At 31.8% G+C, this 17,083-nt stretch carries 17 protein-coding genes; 11 read left to right on the top strand and 6 right to left on the bottom strand.

Translation table 11 applies throughout. The features are described from left to right. Positions 1-233 precede the first annotated feature (233 nt). From C8N27_RS00315 to C8N27_RS00305, 3 genes are read left to right on the top strand one after another with little or no spacing between them, the layout of a single operon-like run. The gene (locus C8N27_RS00315; protein ID WP_121145682.1) at positions 234-875 is read left to right on the top strand and encodes a hypothetical protein; all 642 of its coding nucleotides are present in this window, start codon (positions 234-236) and stop codon (positions 873-875) included. A 60-nt stretch (positions 876-935) separates the two neighbouring features. Continuing rightward, positions 936-1,319, top strand: a complete 384-nt coding sequence (locus tag C8N27_RS00310; RefSeq protein ID WP_121145680.1) for a hypothetical protein — start codon at positions 936-938, stop codon at positions 1,317-1,319. An 11-nt stretch (positions 1,320-1,330) separates the two neighbouring features. Next, positions 1,331-1,681: a hypothetical protein gene (locus C8N27_RS00305; RefSeq protein WP_121145678.1), complete on the top strand. Its 351-nt coding sequence runs from the start codon at positions 1,331-1,333 to the stop codon at positions 1,679-1,681. 891 nt (positions 1,682-2,572) lie between these two features. Here C8N27_RS00305 and C8N27_RS00300 read toward each other — a convergent pair. Then, positions 2,573-3,979: a glycosyl hydrolase family 18 protein gene (locus C8N27_RS00300; protein WP_121145676.1), complete on the bottom strand. Its 1,407-nt coding sequence runs from the start codon at positions 3,977-3,979 to the stop codon at positions 2,573-2,575. A gap of 615 nt (positions 3,980-4,594) precedes the next feature. Next, positions 4,595-4,972 carry a winged helix-turn-helix transcriptional regulator gene (locus C8N27_RS00295; RefSeq protein WP_121145694.1) on the bottom strand — a complete coding sequence of 126 codons (378 nt, stop codon included), beginning with the start codon at positions 4,970-4,972 and terminating at the stop codon, positions 4,595-4,597. 82 nt (positions 4,973-5,054) lie between these two features. Here C8N27_RS00295 and C8N27_RS00290 point away from each other — a divergent pair, with 82 nt between their 5' ends. The 4 genes from C8N27_RS00290 (at position 5,055) to C8N27_RS00275 (ending at position 8,409) form a co-directional block, all read left to right on the top strand. Continuing rightward, on the top strand, positions 5,055-5,882 hold the full coding sequence (locus C8N27_RS00290) for an alpha/beta hydrolase (protein ID WP_121145692.1): 828 nt from the start codon (positions 5,055-5,057) through the stop codon (positions 5,880-5,882). 298 nt (positions 5,883-6,180) lie between these two features. Further along, complete coding sequence (locus tag C8N27_RS00285) at positions 6,181-6,615, top strand: hypothetical protein (RefSeq protein ID WP_121145674.1); 435 nt, start codon at positions 6,181-6,183, stop codon at positions 6,613-6,615. A gap of 148 nt (positions 6,616-6,763) precedes the next feature. Then, complete coding sequence (locus C8N27_RS00280; protein WP_121145672.1) at positions 6,764-7,327, top strand: Crp/Fnr family transcriptional regulator; 564 nt, start codon at positions 6,764-6,766, stop codon at positions 7,325-7,327. A gap of 71 nt (positions 7,328-7,398) precedes the next feature. Further along, entirely contained in the window at positions 7,399-8,409 is a 1,011-nt protein-coding gene (locus tag C8N27_RS00275) for an N-acyl homoserine lactonase family protein (RefSeq protein WP_121145670.1), read from the top strand. On the opposite strand, the gene C8N27_RS00270 is transcribed toward C8N27_RS00275, so the two are convergent. Then, the gene (locus tag C8N27_RS00270) at positions 8,389-8,817 is read right to left on the bottom strand and encodes a DUF3995 domain-containing protein (protein ID WP_121145668.1); all 429 of its coding nucleotides are present in this window, start codon (positions 8,815-8,817) and stop codon (positions 8,389-8,391) included. The two genes, C8N27_RS00275 and C8N27_RS00270, sit on opposite strands and share 21 nt — an antisense overlap. Positions 8,818-8,866: 49 nt before the next feature. Between C8N27_RS00270 and hutI the strand changes: the two genes are divergently transcribed. From hutI to C8N27_RS00250, 4 genes are all read left to right on the top strand, one after another. After that, positions 8,867-10,099, top strand: a complete 1,233-nt coding sequence (gene hutI, locus C8N27_RS00265) for an imidazolonepropionase (RefSeq protein WP_121145666.1) — start codon at positions 8,867-8,869, stop codon at positions 10,097-10,099. A gap of 180 nt (positions 10,100-10,279) precedes the next feature. Next, entirely contained in the window at positions 10,280-10,390 is a 111-nt protein-coding gene (locus tag C8N27_RS16125) for a GIY-YIG nuclease family protein (RefSeq protein ID WP_121145664.1), read from the top strand. 30 nt (positions 10,391-10,420) lie between these two features. Further along, complete coding sequence (locus C8N27_RS00255; protein WP_121145662.1) at positions 10,421-10,792, top strand: hypothetical protein; 372 nt, start codon at positions 10,421-10,423, stop codon at positions 10,790-10,792. A gap of 172 nt (positions 10,793-10,964) precedes the next feature. Then, complete coding sequence (locus C8N27_RS00250; RefSeq protein WP_121145660.1) at positions 10,965-11,972, top strand: formimidoylglutamase; 1,008 nt, start codon at positions 10,965-10,967, stop codon at positions 11,970-11,972. Positions 11,973-12,158: 186 nt separating this feature from the next. On the opposite strand, the gene C8N27_RS00245 is transcribed toward C8N27_RS00250, so the two are convergent. From C8N27_RS00245 to metH, 3 genes are all read right to left on the bottom strand, one after another. Further along, positions 12,159-12,947 carry a PhzF family phenazine biosynthesis protein gene (locus tag C8N27_RS00245; RefSeq protein WP_121145658.1) on the bottom strand — a complete coding sequence of 263 codons (789 nt, stop codon included), beginning with the start codon at positions 12,945-12,947 and terminating at the stop codon, positions 12,159-12,161. A gap of 265 nt (positions 12,948-13,212) precedes the next feature. Further along, positions 13,213-14,169 carry a methylenetetrahydrofolate reductase [NAD(P)H] gene (metF, locus tag C8N27_RS00240; protein ID WP_121145656.1) on the bottom strand — a complete coding sequence of 319 codons (957 nt, stop codon included), beginning with the start codon at positions 14,167-14,169 and terminating at the stop codon, positions 13,213-13,215. A 238-nt stretch (positions 14,170-14,407) separates the two neighbouring features. After that, positions 14,408-17,083, bottom strand: coding sequence for a methionine synthase (metH, locus tag C8N27_RS00235; RefSeq protein ID WP_121145654.1), 2,676 nt, complete (start codon positions 17,081-17,083; stop codon positions 14,408-14,410).

Below are 17,083 nucleotides of genomic sequence, written 5' to 3'. Positions count from 1 at the left end.
GATTAGGCTTCGTGTGTTGACCCGATTAGGCTTCGTGTGTTGACCCGATTAGGCTTCGTGTGTTGACCCGATTAGGCTTCGTGTGTTGACCCGATAAAAAAGTTACACTTTTTTATCTTCCTTTTTTTATATTTGGATGAGTAAAAATTGCTACGCCCTCTAATTATTTTACTATTTAAGGTTGTATTGTGGTTTTATACTATATATAAATTAGTTAACACCAATTTAAGAAAATGAGAATACTTAAATTAATATTATGTCTACTCTTACTTAATAGCTGTAATAAAAAAACTGAAAACCCTATACTAGTTGATAAAAGTATTATAACAGAAATTGACAGTATTGTGGAAATAAAACAATATGGAAATCATAGTATTGGACAATTAAATTTTAATATACGTGATATTAAAAACGCTAATGAATTTAATAATGATAAGTCTAGTGACTTATTTTCTTTTCTTAAAACTCAAAGGGACTTAAATATGAAATTCATAAAATCTGTTTGTAATTGTAATTTATCTAATGATACTATCAAAATTATTGGTGGACAAGGGTACACAGGAGGTGTTGGTTTCTTTTTAAAAATATATAAAGATAGTATTTCAGGAAAAGTATCTTTATTAACTACTAAGAAAGTTTATTCCAAATCAAAAGAAGAAAAAGACCTCTTCGACAACATTAATCTTTTAACTGACGAAATTAAACTAACAATAACAAAACCTATAGAATATAAGGTAAACGAAACTATAAAAGGAAAAATATACTTAAAAACAGAGCCTTTTTATCAAAAAAATATAAAAGGAGAAATAAAAAAGATAGTACCCTCTTTTGATATTATTTTCACTTGTAAATTACAACAAAATAACTTACAGTAATATATAAAGAGTGTTGCCTGATTTTACCTTTTTTATAAAGCCATAAACAAGACTATTAAAATGACTCACTTTTTATTAAATGATTCTCAGGAATATACTGAAGAAACTTATGAGGAAGCTAAAACTAGATATGTACTATTTGGAAAAGATATTTATCAGATTCTAAAAGAACATGAACCTGAAATTTTCAATAATTTAAAGTTTTATAAAGCAACTAAACTCATTGAAAAGACTACTTGGAGAGAAGCTGAGACCGAAAATAGTTATGCAATATATGACGATGGAAAAGTATCTTTTGGCATACAATTAGAGCCTATGTCAGCTGTTATTTGTTTACATAATCAACAAACTCAAATAGAAATTGGAGACTGGGACGGAAATGATTATTACGCGGAATCTATAGAGTTTATAAAAAAAGAATTAATGACAGCTGTGACAAAATAAAAAGGTATAAAATGAGATTAAAAAACACATTACTAATCGTATTCTTCTCTTTAAGTTTATTAAGTTGTAATTCAAAAAAGCAATTAGAAAACAAGTGGGATAAACTTATCAATGCTGATAGTGAACAGGTTGAAATTAAAAGAATAGAACAGCTGAGTGATTTTATTTCTGAAATAGATGGTCATTTTAAAATGAATGGAATTACTCAAAGGAAAGACACTTTAAACCTATTAACTCAAAGGAAAGATTCTGTAAAAATAGACCATATAAATCTTTTAATTTACTGGGATGAAAACAGTTTCCATGCAAAAAACTGGAAGCCTATAAATCAAAATAATATTTACTTATTTTTTAGAGAGTAAACTGTATTAATAGTAGATAATACTTTTAATTATTTATTTGATAATTTAAAAGTTCCTTTTTATATCAGATTATTATTTTGTAGGTTGGCAATTAACACTTTTAAGTGAATGGGCAGATACTTATAAAATAATTCAAGAGATGTTGAGATTTAAATATAGCTCAATCTTTTATATTAAATAGATAAATTCAACATAATGCAATAATTTGATTATCTTTGTGTTATAATCAACTCAACCTATGTACAGTTTCAAGAGCCGGGGGGCTAATTGCTGTGCATGAAAAAGCAAGAGCATCCAATTTTGGATGCTCTTTTTGTTATTAATTACTTTTTTATATTTGTTTAAAAAATACACTATGCCTACAATTCCTTCATTTAAAGAATTTAAAGAACTACACGTAACAATTCAAAACGTACTAATATCTTTTTTTATATTGCCTTTCTGGTATGTTTCTTTAAGACTTTTTACAAATACTTTTTTTGATAGTAATTCTTTTACAACAGTAGTTATTTTTTGTTTTTGTTTTAATATGATTTCGTATTTAACCATAGAAACGTATTTGTATAAAATTTTAAAGTTTCAGAAAAAAAATAATGAGTCATTTAATAACTTGTTTAATGCTTTTAAGAATAATACATTATCAGTAATATCTATTTTGATTAACATTGTTTATCTGTCACTATTTATTTTTGTCTATTACGTTATTACAGTTATAGCAAATATTCGTTCTAATTACTTCTTTTTTTGTGTTTTTTATTATTCCTTTTTGTTTATTATTCTTATAATACTAAAACGCCTTTCTTACAAAAAAAACCGTAAAAATGACTATAATTAATATCATTTATCCTATTTTAAGAACACCATATGTGCTCTTTCTATTATAACTAAAACTTAAAGAGAAAGTGTCTTTTCGTTTAATTTCTGAGCTACAAAAGGCTTAGCAAAAACAGCATTTAAACTGGCAATAATTTCTGTATGACTACCATTAGCCAACGGAACGCTTACAGTAGCACCTTTAAATGCTACTAAGCTTTGTCCTGCTTCAGCAGACTGTTTAAAAGGTTTTTGCATAGTTGAACCATTCATAGTTCCGAAAGGACCATAAGAAGCTCCGCTCTTACCTGTTAAAGTTATTTGTAATACACATCGCCAACCATACCACACACCTGTATAACCAGAAACAGCTACGATTGGATCGTTTAACGGAATATCTATCGTTTTAGCTACTCCACTATTTCCACCATGCTGTGGCAAAGTAAACACTCCAACATTTCTATTCTCTGTACCCGTATTATAAGGTCCAGTTCCAGTATTTACGGTCTGGATAGCATCAAGTACATCACCCGAACGAATCGTCATTTGCGTAATGTTTGGATTCCCAGCCGCTCCAACTATCTGGGTATCATCAAAGGTATTACTTGGTAATGGATTTGCTAACTGATTAAGAATCATAAATTGGGCTTGCTCAAACTGGAAGTTTCCAGAGTTAAAACGCCACATAAAAATATCTTGATAATCATAAGTAGTACCCTTATTAGTAAATCCTTCAGAAACTCTATTCCAAACTTGTTGAGCACTAGAGTTTGGTGCTGCATTCCCTGGCTCAAATTGCGCTCCATAACCAATTTTCTTTGGTGATATCCCTGCATTTATAAAGCTAGATAACGGTGTACCATCATAAAACTGTGGTGATACAAAATCAAATGCGTTATTTACAGTTGGATAATCAATCGAATTTGTTGGCCATGCAGGAGTGAACGACAAGTAATATTTTACTGGCTGCTTATCAAACACAGAGCGAATCGTAGAAAACAAGACTTTAAATTGAGATTGAGTCATACGTGTAGACACATTACCTTCCCAGTCAATGTCTAATCCATTCATTCCATTCTCTTTTAAATAAGCTACCAGATTATTAGCAAAATTAGTTGCTTCTTCTTGTTCATTTCCACCAGGAGAAAAAATAGACGCCAGTGTGTTATCTCCCGAATAAACCATCGTTGCTAAAAACTTAATATTCGGATTCACTTGGCGAGCATCTCTTAATACATAGTTTAAATAATCTTGATTCGTAAGCCCACCCGGGTGTGATGAGTCTCCCATTTTAATGGTTGAACCTTTGGTGGCTGGAACTACCTCAAAAAAGGCTATTCCAAGTGATGTTACACTATTGTATACTTTGTGTTTAATAAGCGATTGAAAACAACTATCAGGACTTTTGTAGTTTGTCTTTGGTGGTTCATCTTCATTTAAAAAGATCCAAGCATTAATACCGTAGGGGAATTGAGAATTTTTCATAATATATTGTATTTAATGTTTACTAAGTTATTTTCGACAGCAGATTAAAAACCTAATCAAATACATTATATATCTAACAAACCTTTAGGTTTTACCTGAGTACGAATGCAGCTTTTTAAAGTCCCCTACTGCTCTTATTGTTTTTATTTCATATCATTTGCTATTATAAAGTTGAGAAATTAATAAGCATGTTTTAAAAAAAAGGTAGTAAACGATTGATAATCAATCACGAACACATGTTTTATATGTATAAAAGAAAAAAGCACATAACTGACTGATGTACAATATCTTTAAAAGAATACGACATACTATGCTAACAAACATTTTTCTACACACGCACCTATTTTTAGCTTTTTTATTGTTTTAAGTTACTCCCATTAGGCTTGGAGGTCTTCCAGATAAAAGCTGTATTCCTTCTTGTGTTTATTTTTTTATATTTGGGAAAGTGAAATTGCTATGATTTCCTTTTTTAATTTCCCTTACTAGGAACACAGCAATAAATAAAAGAACAATAAAGGTACTCTTATACTTTACTTTTTGGTTGTATAACGACGTATTTTACACATATATACAAGTTAGCCACAAGTTAAAAGAAACGCAGGTCTAAAAACAAACTCAAGAAATAGAACAAGTAGAAATCTCTTTGCCATCTGCGTACAATTTCCCCCAATCACAAAGACTTTCTAAAATAGGAACCAAATCCAAGCCTTTATTGGTCAAAACATATTCAATTCCAACAGGAACTGTATTTGGAATTTCTTTTTTAATTAAAATCGCGTGTGTTTCCAATTCCTTTAATTGCCTCGCCAAAACAGTTTCCGAAATATTAGGCAACTCTTGTTGTATCAAATGAAATCGATTGTTGCCTTGAGAAATGGAATAAACAATCTGTGATTTCCAACGACCACTTATTATTGCAATTGCCGAATTCAACTCACAAACTTGAAACAGGAACTGTTCGTTGGCATAATTTGTCGATTGTTTTTTTCTCATAATCAATAGTTTAAAGGCTAACAATTTTGTTAGTTATTGTTTCAAAAACAGTCTTTTAAGACCTTTGACAAAAATACAAAAAATGAAAAATATCGTTTTAATTACAATATCTATGATTTTGACACAATCACTATTTGCTCAAAAAGTTTTCAGCATAAAATCAGATAAATTGGAAAGAAAAGTTCCAGTTTTTGTACAAAAACCAGCAAACTATCAATCTTCAAAAAGTTATCCATTGGTTTTTATGCTTCATGGATATAGTGAAAATTATGAACAATGGAGCAAAACAACTGATTTGAAAAAATTGGCAACGGATTATCAAATGATTTTAGTTTGCCCAGAAGGATTCGTAAACTATTATTTGAATAGCCCGAATTTAAAAACCTTCCAATATGAAGATTTCTTCTTCAAAGAACTTGTTCCTAAAATTGAGGAAAAATACAATATTGATAACAAGAATATTTTTATAACTGGTTTAAGTATGGGAGGCTATGGAGCGTTGAGTTTATTTATAAATCATTCCGACTTTTTCAATACTGCTGCTTCAACAAGCGGAGCTCTTGAATTTAATTACGAAAACTTCAAAGAAATTAGTTTAAAATTCTTTGAAAGCGAACGAATGACAAACGATATGGAAATGACATTAGGAAGTCCAAAAGAAAATGATTGGAAAAAGTTTAGCATTTCCTCTTTGCTTGAAAACCAAAAGGAATTTAATAAAGGATTTCTCATTGACTGTGGTTTAGACGACCCTTTGCTCTCAAACACCCTAAAAATTAAAGAATTGACTTTATCTAAAAAACTGCCGATAAGATTTTCTATTCAATCTGGTGAACACAATTCTGAATATTGGGCAAAATCCGTTGAATACCATTTTGTTTATTTCAAACAACATTTGAAAACTGAATAAAAAACCTGCGGCTAACAATGTGTCTAAGCAATAGCGGTTTGAGTGCTAACTTGAACCGTTTCTGTTTTTAATTAAGTATATTGCTTACCGAAAAGTAGTTGTGTAAAAACCGCTACTACTCATACACGAGACCGTTACCACACATTTGAGAAATGACAACATTTTTAGTTTTAATAACAAATGGATTCAACAACGTCCCAATCCTCAGTAATTGTAAACTTATATCACTAAACTAAAAATTAACATATATAAACCCGTAACTTACGGTCATACTAGAACATTCTAACAATTTAGAAAAATGAGAACTGAAAACATGCTTTTGATTTTAGGATTGATATTTTCAATCTTTTTAGTCACATTCCGAATTGAAAACGGGTTTGAATTTCTAAATGTTCAATTAAAATTTTCTATAATTGATATTGCGTTGAATACGTCAATGGAAACCTATCTTAACTCGGCAATTCTCGGATATTTATGTTATCTAATTTTCAGTTTTGTTGTATGGAATAAAACAAATAAAAGCGGAAAGACATTACTTATAGTTTACTCAATTTTAACTTTAATCGGAATAGGAATTGGAATTGAGCTTAACCTTTTTTACGAGGGCTTTAACGGTATTTATAGCGGAAAGCATTTCCGAATTGGAATCCCTTTAGCTATAATTGGTTTCTATATTGTAAACCGAATGAATAAAACTAAATTGAATAAAAAAGCAGTTCAACAACGTGTATAATTAATTGCTTGATATAAATCTACTCAGGTATTTTCTTTAAAAATTCCTCTCCTCATCCACTTTTACTAAATTGGTTGCTCAAATACATAACTAAACACACACTAAACTATTGGTGTTATTTAACTTTTGCTAGAATTAAACTTTAACTATGGAAACATTTATTTCATACCTAAAAAACATATCTCCACTTAAGGAAGAAAGTTCTTTAGATTTCCTCTCGAAATGCAAAACCTTTAATTTTTCAAAAGGACACTATTTAGTTAAAGCTGGTCAAACTTCTCAATACCTCTACTTTGTAAAGTCAGGAATTGGAAAGGTTTTTTATCTGAAAGAGGATAAAGAACTCATTGATTGGATTAGTGATGAAAGTAATTTGTTGACATCAGTTACAAGTTTTCTTACACATCAGCCTAGTAAACATTTTGTCCAACTCATGGAAGATTCTGAATTAGTTGGAATTTCGTATTCTGATTTAGAAAAACTATTTGCAAAGTATCATGACATGGAAAGACTTGGAAGGCAGTTATCTATTATGGCATTAGTTCAGCTTCAAGAGCGCATAAATTCAATGCAATTCGAAAGTGCTAAAGAGAGGTACGATAATTTCTTGATACGTTTTCCGAATTGCATAAATAGAATTTCTTTAGGAGATTTAGCTTCCTATCTAGGTATGACTCAAGTTACTTTAAGTAGAGTAAGAGCTTTAAAATAATTTTTTAACATCGGTAAAAAGAATTGAGATTTAATCCCCTCAACTTTGTGTAAAATTTAAAACAACAAATTATGCAAAGAAGAGAACTTATTAAATCAACAGGAAGTATAACTTTACTAAGTAGGATGCCTATTAGTCATTTTGCTCAAACTGATAAAAAGCTTCAATCAAAAATTAACAATACAGCTTTAACTGAAAAAATCAGCAACTTAGTAACACAAACCACCACTGTAAAGTGTAATGGTAAAGAAATTAAAGTTCATGCCATACAAACTGGTATGGTAGCTGTAAAAAGAGCTCACAGAACAAATCCAACTGCCCATTTTTTAACACCTATCAAAATCTCATTGGATAAACATTTTACAGAATTTATGCCTATTTGGGCATGGGCAATTGAACATCCTGAAGGAAATATTGTAATTGATACTGGTGAAAATGCAAACATTATGCATCCTGATTATTTTAAGCCAGCAGGAAAAATAGTAGCTAAGTACAGTAAAAATAATTTCAAATTTAATGTTTCAAAAGAAAATGAAATTGGGGTTCAGCTTCAAAAGCTAGGTATATCAAATGACAGTATAAAAAGTGTTGTATTGACCCATTTACATATTGACCATACCGACGGTATAAAAGATTTTAAAAGTGTAGAAATGATTATAAACAAAGATGAATACAAAAACCCTTCTGGTCATTTTCCTGAACTTGTTCCTGATTGGTTTAAACCCAAAACAGTCAAATACAAAAAAGATTTTATTGAAACCTTCAATGAAGCCTATCCTTTAACAAAATCTGAAGATCTGTTACTAATACCTACTAATGGTCATACTAAAAACCATGCTTCCGTTCTATTTAAAACAGACGAATGTGATATTTTATTTGCAGGAGATGTTTGTTACAATCAAGAACAACTTATAACAAATGATTTGCCTGGAATTAATGTGAATTATAAAGAAACGAAAAACACTTATGAGAAAATAAAGACTTATGCAAAGAATAATAAATTAGTCTTTTTACCTTCACATGACATTAATTCTGGAGTAAGGTTAATTAGTAAAACTACGTTATCTCAAAAACGCCATTAACACTCCAACTACTCCTAAAAATAAACATAGTGGAGAAAAATACTTGGTATCATTTATTGCGAATTCAGTTGCTTTAACTTTCTTAAAAAAGCCTACATATTTAAAATCACCTATAGCTCTGATTATAAAAATACTGGCTACAACATAAAGTCCATATTTTTGTAGCCATGTAGGCATTGAAGGTAACGTAAATAGTTGTGTTTTTTCTGCATACACAACCGCAAAAGCACCTACTACTATAGCTACTACAAAAGTTAGTGCTTTAGGTGGATTCATCGCTTTTTCATTTGCTGTTTTAGTAGGTATTACAGCATCTACCCATAAAGTTCCACCAAAAGCCCAATAAACGTGAATTAACGAAATAGAAAAGAGTATTAAAACACAAATCACTCCTAAAAAATGTATCATAAATTGTAGTTTTTACCGTAAGTTTGTCTAACAAATTTAAGCATTCAACATGACAACTTTATTCATAAACATCAAAGAATTAATCCAAATTAGAGAAACAAGTACAAAAAAAGTATCAGGAGCTTCGATGAACATTTTACCTACAATTAAAAATGCTTTTTTATTGGTTGAAAACGGTATTATTACTGACTATGGAAGCATGAAAAAAGTCCCTACTTCTGCTGATAAAACTGTGGATTGTACTGGTAAAATGATGTTGCCTACTTGGTGTGATTCGCATACGCATATTGTATATGCAGGCAATCGTGAGCAAGAGTTTGTAGATAGAATTAACGGATTGAGTTATGAAGAAATTGCCAATCGTGGTGGTGGTATCGTAAACTCTGCAAAGAAGTTACAAGAAACGTCAGAAGAAGAGCTATACCAACAATCTGCAAAACGATTAGAAGAAGTTATTGCATTAGGTACTGGAGCAGTTGAAATAAAATCAGGATATGGTTTAACCGTAGACGCTGAATTAAAAATGTTGCGCGTTATTAAAAAGCTACGCGAGAATTATAACATTCCTGTAAAAGCTACCTTTTTAGGAGCACATGCCTTTCCTACTGAATATAAAAACAATAAAGAAAGATACATCAATTTAATTATTGATGAAATGCTACCTAAAGTTGCCGAAGAAAACCTTGCTGATTTTGTAGATGCTTTCTGTGAAACAGGATATTTCTCGGTAGAAGATACCGACAGAATTTTAACCGCTGCGCAACAATACGGATTAACACCAAAAGTACATGTAAATCAGTTTACAACTATTGGTGGAGTTCAAGTAAGTATAAAACACAATGCCTTATCTGTAGACCATTTAGAAGTTATGAATACAGAAGATATTGAAGCATTGAAAGGAACGCAAACTATGCCTGTTGCCTTACCATCGTGTTCATATTTTTTAAGTATTCCGTACACTCCTGCTCGTGATATTATGAATGCAGGATTACCGTTGGCCTTAGCTACCGATTACAACCCAGGGTCTACACCTTCAGGAAACATGAATTTTGTAGTAGCAACGGCTTGTATTAAAATGAAAATGACACCAGAAGAAGCCATTAATGCAGCAACAATTAACGGAGCGTATGCAATGAATTTATCTGATGAGGTTGGAAGTATTACCAAAGGGAAAAAAGCGAATTTAATCCTTACCAAAGAGATTCCTTCGTATGGGTTTTTACCTTATTCCTTCGGAAGTAATTTAATTGATTCTGTGTTCATCAACGGGAAAGAAATGTAAATTATACCCTGTCATTCCGAGTGATAACGAGGAATCTCATTAAGGTGAGTTACGAACATTCTTAAGGTTTAGATCCTTTGTACCTTAAGATTTCTCCTTTCGTTACACTTTAGTTCGAAATGACGTTTTAACAAAGCTTGTCATTCCTGCGTAGGCGGGAATCTCTTAGAGGATATTAAGATGTATAAAACCAATCATCAATATTATATTTATATTATAACAAACAAAAAAGAAGGTGTTTTATATATTGGTGTTACTAACAATTTTGAAAGAAGAATCTTTGAACAGTAGCTTAGTTACCGACAGAAAGTATTTTTTAAAATGAATAAGAAAAGAAAAAACTATTCAAGTTTATTAGGAGGGTTTCTAGCAATTTCAATAATCATTGGTATTTTAACTTATGAGTTGAGAAAAGATTATCTTATTTTAAATTATAAAAGACAAGTAACGGGTACCATCATAAAATACGATGCATCAACAGCTAAACACTCTGTAAAATATAAATATAAAGTCAATGGAAAATTATATTTTAAAACAGTCAGAGTTCAACACTTTAGTAAAGATGAACGAAAAAACTGTAAGGGTAAAAAAGTGATAGTGAATTATTCTTATAAAGAACCGAGTTATTCACATGTAAACTTAGGAGAATATGAGTACAAAAAAAGAACTTTTTATTTATTAAATAGTTTTTGATTTTTTTTAGAAAATAGAATAGGTTAATGTATAGAAGTAACCAAGAAAAAGTAAAAAAGCATGAAAAATAAATTTCAGTAGTTAAAGAAGGTTCTAATTGGAACAATTTAACAAAAAACTAGTATAACTAACAAAAAGGTTCCTGCCTACGCAGGAGTGACAATACAACGATATGCTAACAATATTCAACAAAAAAGACATACAAGAGTTTGTAACCCCACGTGAAGGTGAAACAAAATTAGGAGAATGTGTTGCGACCATCAATTCTAAAAAAGAGCTACAAGAGGAACTTAAAAATTCTACTGCTTCTTTTGTTATTTTAGGAGTTCCCGAAGATATTGGGGTTCGTATGAATGGTGGAAATGGTGGTGCACATACTGCTTTTGTTCCTGCTTTAAAAGCATTTTTAAATACACAGCAGAATCAGTTTATTGACGGAAATAACATCCTAGTTTTAGGATATTTAGATTGTTTAGACGATGTATATAGCTTTGACGTTAACGACAGAGAGAAAGGTGATTTATTAGTAAAAGCAATTGATAAAGAACTTTCTAACCTTATCAAAGTCATTGTTAAAAGTGGTAAAACACCAATTATTATTGGTGGAGGTCATAACAACGCTTACGGAAATATTAAAGGACTTTCTGAAGGAAAGGAACAACCTGTAAATGTAATTAACCTAGATGCGCATACCGATTTACGTCGTTTGGAAGAACGCCATAGTGGTAACGGGTTTTCGTACGCATTACAAGAAGGTTTTATTCAAAATTACTTTATGTTCGGGTTACATGAGAACTATACGCCTCAGTATGTTTTTGAAATGATTCACGATAGTTTAAACTTAGAATACAACACCTTTGAAGAGTTAGAAGTATATCAGTCTACTTCTTTTGATGGTGAGTTACAACGCGCTGAAAGTTTTATAGAAAATACTCCTTTCGGAATTGAAATCGATTTGGATTGTGTGCAACACTTTCCTAGTAGTGCCATGACACCTAGCGGATTTACACCACAGCAAGCACGTAGATTCACACATTATTTTGGAAAGCTACAAAATGCTTCTTATTTACACATTTGTGAGGGTGCTCCAGCAGTTGTTAAAGATGACATTGCTAACGGACAAGTAGGAAAATATATCAGCTATTTAATTTCTGATTTTATTAAGGCTAAGAGCAATTAATAATTACTTATAAGAAGATAAGTACGTCATTGCGAACAGAGTGAAGCAATCTGTAAGTCGACAAACCGATTACTTCTTGTTATTTCGAACCAAGTGAAACGAAGTGTGAGAAATCTTAAGCAAATGAATAACTCACTTTAATGAGATTTCTCCTTCGGTTCGAAATGACAATTCTTTAAATACTAGTTATTCAATCCATAAGTTTCCTTCTGAATACGTTTTAGCTTTACCGCTAATTATAACCCTATCCTTTTTATTTTGGCACTTTAATACTCCTACTCTTTCAGAAACTTGTATTGCATCAAGATTATCTTTATTCAATCGAGAACTCCAAAATGGTACCAATGAACAATGAGAAGAACCAGTAACAGGATCTTCTAAAATAGAGGATTGTGGTGTAAAATATCTTGATACAAAATCGGAATTATTTCCTACAGCTGTAACTACTACCCCTCCTGGATCTAAATTTATTTGATCAAAGGTCTGTCTATCTACTTTTATATTTTTTATTTCCTCTTCAGAATCATATACTAATACATAATCTCTAGATTTTAAAACCTCTTTAGGTGCTATACTTAAAGAGTTCTGAATAATTTCAGGTAACTCAGAAGCAACAAGCATTCTAGAGGGTAAATCCATAGAATAGAAATCTTTTTCAATTGTAATAGTTAAATCACCACTCAGTGTTTCGAATACTATTTCGTTATGAGGATAGTTTAAAATTGAGTGTAAACAATGAGCTGTTGCAAGTGTTGCATGCCCGCATAAATCCATTTCAATTTCTGGAGTAAACCACCTTAAATGTATTTTCTCTCCTTTATCAACAAAAAATGCTGTTTCTGCCACAGCGTTTTCTTTTGCTATTTTTAAAAGAACTTCATCTGGTAACCAATTTTGTAATGGAACAACACAAGCAGGATTCCCTCCAAAAACTTTATCTGTAAAAGCGTCTATTTGATATAATGGTAATTTCATCTTTTTCATTATTTAACACGTAAATATATTACTTTCAATTTTATCACATAAAAGACATAACCACACCACAATAACAGTAAAAAAAATTCTTACTCTATTGAATGAGATTCATTCCTCTCTATCGTTCGGAATGACAAGAAGTCATTACGAGGAGGATACGACGAAGTAATCTGTTTGTCGACTTACAGATTGCTTCACTCTGTTCGCAATGACAGTTAGTGATCTACTTCCTCTAAGAATTAAACCTTTGGCTATCGCCCTGCGATTAAAAAACTGTCTCTGCAATTTGTTGAATATTCGTTGATCTTCCCATTGAATAATAATGTAAAATAGGTACACCTTTCTGTTGTAACTCCTTACTTTGAGCAATACACCACTCTACTCCTACTTGTCGTACCTCAGCGTTACTCTTACAATTCACAACCTCTTTTACCAACGCATCAGGTAAATCTACCTTAAAACGGTGTGGAATTAAATTCAACTGTTTTTTGGTTGAAATAGGTTTTAAACCTGGAATAATTGGAACAGTTATACCTTCTTCTCTACATTTTTCTACAAACTCAAAATACTTTTGATTATCGAAAAACATTTGTGTTACCACATAGTTTGCTCCATTTTTTATCTTCTTTTTTAAAAAGTGAATATCAGAATCTAAACTTGGCGCTTCCATGTGCTTTTCAGGATATCCTGCTACACCAATACAAAAATTTGTTTTTGATGAGTTTTGCAAATCATCATCCAAATACCTTCCTTTATTTAAGTTTTCTATTTGTGTAACTAACTCACTTGCATACACATGTCCATCATTTTCTGGTTTAAAATAAGTTTCGCTTTTTACTGCATCACCACGCAATGCAACTACATTATCAATTCCTAAAAAATCGAGGTCTATTAAAAAGTTTTCAGTGTCTTCTTTTGTAAACCCTCCACATAAAATATGTGGAATAGCATCTACTTGGTATTTATTTTGAATAGCCGCACAAATACCAACAGTACCTGGGCGTTTTTTTACAACCTGTTTTTTTAAGAGTCCATCTCCTAACTCTTTATACACATATTCTTCACGATGATAGGTTACGTCTATAAAAGGAGGATTAAACTCCATTAACGGATCAATATTTTTGAATATTGATTCTATTGTATCTCCCTTTAACGGTGGAAGTATTTCAAACGAAAACAATGATGTTCCGTTAGCTTTTTCTAAATGTTCTATTACCTTCATAAGTGTATCTTATAAAGGCGTATTTAACTATACTAATGAAGCTGCAATTAATGATATTGCTGCCATTACCAGTAGCTGTATTGCAAATCGAATCTCTAAATTATACTTTTTCATTTGTCTAATTTTATTGATTTTTTATATGGCAATATTACTACTGTTTTGTAGTTTTTAGTTTACCTAACTTAAAACTTATTGTTAATTAAATACGCTCTTTTGTTTGTTTATTTTTAAATTATTCTTAATTGTCTGATATGTTTGGGTGTAACCATTTTCTGGCTTTTTCTAAGGAAATGTTTTTCCGTTCTGCAAAATCTCTTACTTGGTCGTCTGTTATTTTACCTAACCCAAAATATTTAGCTTCTTCATTGGCAAAATAATATCCTGAAACGGCTGCTGCTGGCCACATGGCTAAACTTTCTGTTAAGCTAACCCCGATGTTTTCTTCAACTTGTAAAAGTTCCCAAATCGTTTCTTTTTCTAAATGATCTGGACATGCAGGATATCCTGGTGCGGGACGAATTCCTTTATAATCTTCTTTTATTAATTCATCATTCGTTAGATTTTCTTCGGAAGCATAACCCCAGTGTTTTGTTCTTACTCTGTGATGCAAGTATTCAGCAAAAGCTTCAGCAAAACGATCGGCAATAGCTTGTGCCATAATTGCATTGTAATCGTCGTGATTTTCTTTGTATTGTAGCGCTAATTCATCAGCTCCAAAAATGGCCGTACAGAAAGCCCCTATATAATCCGATCTCTCTGTTTCTTTAGGTGCAATAAAATCAGCCAAGGCAAAACTTGGTTTACCTTCACGCTTTTTTAATTGCTGACGTAAGGTTCTAAATATGGCGACTTCTTTTCCTTTCTTTTGAACTGAAATATCATCGTCGTTAATAGAATTCGCTTCAAACAAACCAAAAATAGCTTTGGGCTTTAATGCTTGTTTCTCTATAATTTGTTGCAACATCTTTTGAGCATCTGCAAACAAATTGGTTGCCTCTACCCCTACTACTTCATCTTCTAAAATATCAGGAAACTTTCCGTGTAAATCCCACGAACGGAAAAACGGACTCCAATCAAAATACGGTACCAAATCTTTTAAACTTACTTGTTCTAGCTTTTGTATTCCTAGTTCTCTAGGTTTGGTAATATTGGTAGTATCCCAATCTATTTTAAATTTTCGCTCTCTTGCCTCTTCAATAGATATATAGTGCTTTTGTTTTCCTCGTTTTAAGAACTTATCACGAAATTCTTCGTAATCTTTTTTCAACTTAGCCACATATTCATTAGAGGTTTCTTGGTTTAATAAATCTCCTACAACAGTTACAGCTCTTGAAGCGTCATTTACATGTACTACTGCATTTTTATATTGTGTGTCTATTTTTACAGCAGTATGTGCTTTTGAGGTTGTTGCTCCACCAATCAATAATGGAATCTCTAAATTTTGACGTTCCATTTCTTTGGCCAAGTACACCATTTCATCCAGCGAAGGAGTTATCAATCCACTTAAACCAATAGCATCTACCTTCTCTTTTTTAGCGGTTTCTATGATTTTTTCTGGTGGAACCATCACACCTAAATCTACAATTTCATAGTTGTTACAACCTAACACTACAGATACGATATTTTTACCAATATCATGTACATCTCCTTTTACCGTTGCCATTAATATTTTTCCAATGGCTTTCTGTTCTTCGCTTTTTTCAGCTTCAATAAACGGATTCAAATACGCTACTGCTTTCTTCATTACTCGAGCAGATTTTACTACTTGTGGTAAAAACATTTTTCCTGCTCCAAACAAGTCTCCTACTACATTCATCCCTGTCATTAAATGCCCTTCAATTACATGTAATGGTTTTGCTACACTTAAACGTGCTTCTTCTGCATCTTCTTCAATAAAAGCATCTATTCCTTTTACTAAAGAGTGTGTTATACGGTCTTGCAGCGGTAAACTTCTCCATTCTAAAACTTGCTCACTGCTTTCTTTTTTAGTTCCTTTTACAGTTTCCGCAAACTCCAATAAACGTTCAGTTGCATCATCTCTTCTATCTAAAACAACATCTTCAATATGTTCTAATAAATCCTTCGGAATATCATCGTAGACTTCTAACATTGTCGGATTCACAATTCCCATGTTCATACCTGCTTTAATAGCATAGTATAGAAATACAGAATGCATAGCTTCACGTACCACATTATTTCCTCTAAAAGAAAACGATACGTTACTTACTCCACCGCTTACACTTACATGCGGTAAATTTTCTCGTACCCATCGGGTAGCCTCAATAAAATCCAACGCATTTTTTCTGTGCTCTTCCATTCCCGTAGCTACAGGAAAGATGTTTAAATCGAAAATAATATCTTCTGGCGGAAAACCGACAATGTCGGTTAATATGTTGTACGAACGCTCTGCAATTTCAATTCTTCTTTCGTAGGTATCGGCTTGTCCTACTTCATCAAAAGCCATGATAATTACTGCGGCTCCATATCGTTTAATCTGCGTAGCTTCCCAAATAAACTTTTCTTCTCCTTCTTTTAAAGAAATGGAATTTACAACCGATTTACCTTGTACTACCTGTAACCCAGCTTCTATAATTTCCCATTTAGAGCTATCAATCATAATAGGAACTCTGGCAATATCAGGTTCTGATGCTATTAAGTTTAAGAAACGTACCATCGCTTCTTTCCCTTCAATTAAACCATCATCCATATTAATATCGATGATTTGCGCTCCTCCATCTACTTGATGACGTGCAATCGCTAAGGCTTCATCAAACTTTTCTTCTTTAATTAATCGAAGAAATTTACGCGATCCTGCTACATTTGTACGTTCACCTACATTGATAAAATTGCTTTCGGGTGTAATAATTAACGGTTCTAAACCAGATAACTTCATATATCGTCTTTCCTCACTCAT

The sequence above is a fragment of the Tenacibaculum discolor genome (assembly GCF_003664185.1).
Classification (GTDB): Bacteria; Bacteroidota; Bacteroidia; order Flavobacteriales; family Flavobacteriaceae; genus Polaribacter; species Polaribacter discolor.
This window is presented reverse-complemented; position numbering and strand designations above follow the sequence as displayed.

What these genes read in the sequence shown, in the direction of transcription:
- C8N27_RS00285 (WP_121145674.1), top strand. Translation starts at nt 6,181, where the DNA reads ATGAGAACTGAAAACATGCTTTTGATTTTAGGATTGATATTTTCAATC.
- C8N27_RS00305 (WP_121145678.1), top strand. Translation starts at nt 1,331, where the DNA reads ATGAGATTAAAAAACACATTACTAATCGTATTCTTCTCTTTAAGTTTA.
- C8N27_RS00295 (WP_121145694.1), bottom strand. Translation starts at nt 4,972, where the DNA reads ATGAGAAAAAAACAATCGACAAATTATGCCAACGAACAGTTCCTGTTT.
- C8N27_RS00280 (WP_121145672.1), top strand. Translation starts at nt 6,764, where the DNA reads ATGGAAACATTTATTTCATACCTAAAAAACATATCTCCACTTAAGGAA.
- C8N27_RS00290 (WP_121145692.1), top strand. Translation starts at nt 5,055, where the DNA reads ATGAAAAATATCGTTTTAATTACAATATCTATGATTTTGACACAATCA.
- C8N27_RS16125 (WP_121145664.1), top strand. Translation starts at nt 10,280, where the DNA reads ATGTATAAAACCAATCATCAATATTATATTTATATTATAACAAACAAA.
- hutI (WP_121145666.1), top strand. Translation starts at nt 8,867, where the DNA reads ATGACAACTTTATTCATAAACATCAAAGAATTAATCCAAATTAGAGAA.
- C8N27_RS00270 (WP_121145668.1), bottom strand. Translation starts at nt 8,817, where the DNA reads ATGATACATTTTTTAGGAGTGATTTGTGTTTTAATACTCTTTTCTATT.
- C8N27_RS00300 (WP_121145676.1), bottom strand. Translation starts at nt 3,979, where the DNA reads ATGAAAAATTCTCAATTCCCCTACGGTATTAATGCTTGGATCTTTTTA.
- C8N27_RS00250 (WP_121145660.1), top strand. Translation starts at nt 10,965, where the DNA reads ATGCTAACAATATTCAACAAAAAAGACATACAAGAGTTTGTAACCCCA.
- C8N27_RS00275 (WP_121145670.1), top strand. Translation starts at nt 7,399, where the DNA reads ATGCAAAGAAGAGAACTTATTAAATCAACAGGAAGTATAACTTTACTA.
- C8N27_RS00245 (WP_121145658.1), bottom strand. Translation starts at nt 12,947, where the DNA reads ATGAAATTACCATTATATCAAATAGACGCTTTTACAGATAAAGTTTTT.
- metF (WP_121145656.1), bottom strand. Translation starts at nt 14,169, where the DNA reads ATGAAGGTAATAGAACATTTAGAAAAAGCTAACGGAACATCATTGTTT.
- C8N27_RS00255 (WP_121145662.1), top strand. Translation starts at nt 10,421, where the DNA reads ATGAATAAGAAAAGAAAAAACTATTCAAGTTTATTAGGAGGGTTTCTA.
- C8N27_RS00310 (WP_121145680.1), top strand. Translation starts at nt 936, where the DNA reads ATGACTCACTTTTTATTAAATGATTCTCAGGAATATACTGAAGAAACT.
- metH (WP_121145654.1), bottom strand. Translation starts at nt 17,083, where the DNA reads ATGAGTGAGGAAAGACGATATATGAAGTTATCTGGTTTAGAACCGTTA.
- C8N27_RS00315 (WP_121145682.1), top strand. Translation starts at nt 234, where the DNA reads ATGAGAATACTTAAATTAATATTATGTCTACTCTTACTTAATAGCTGT.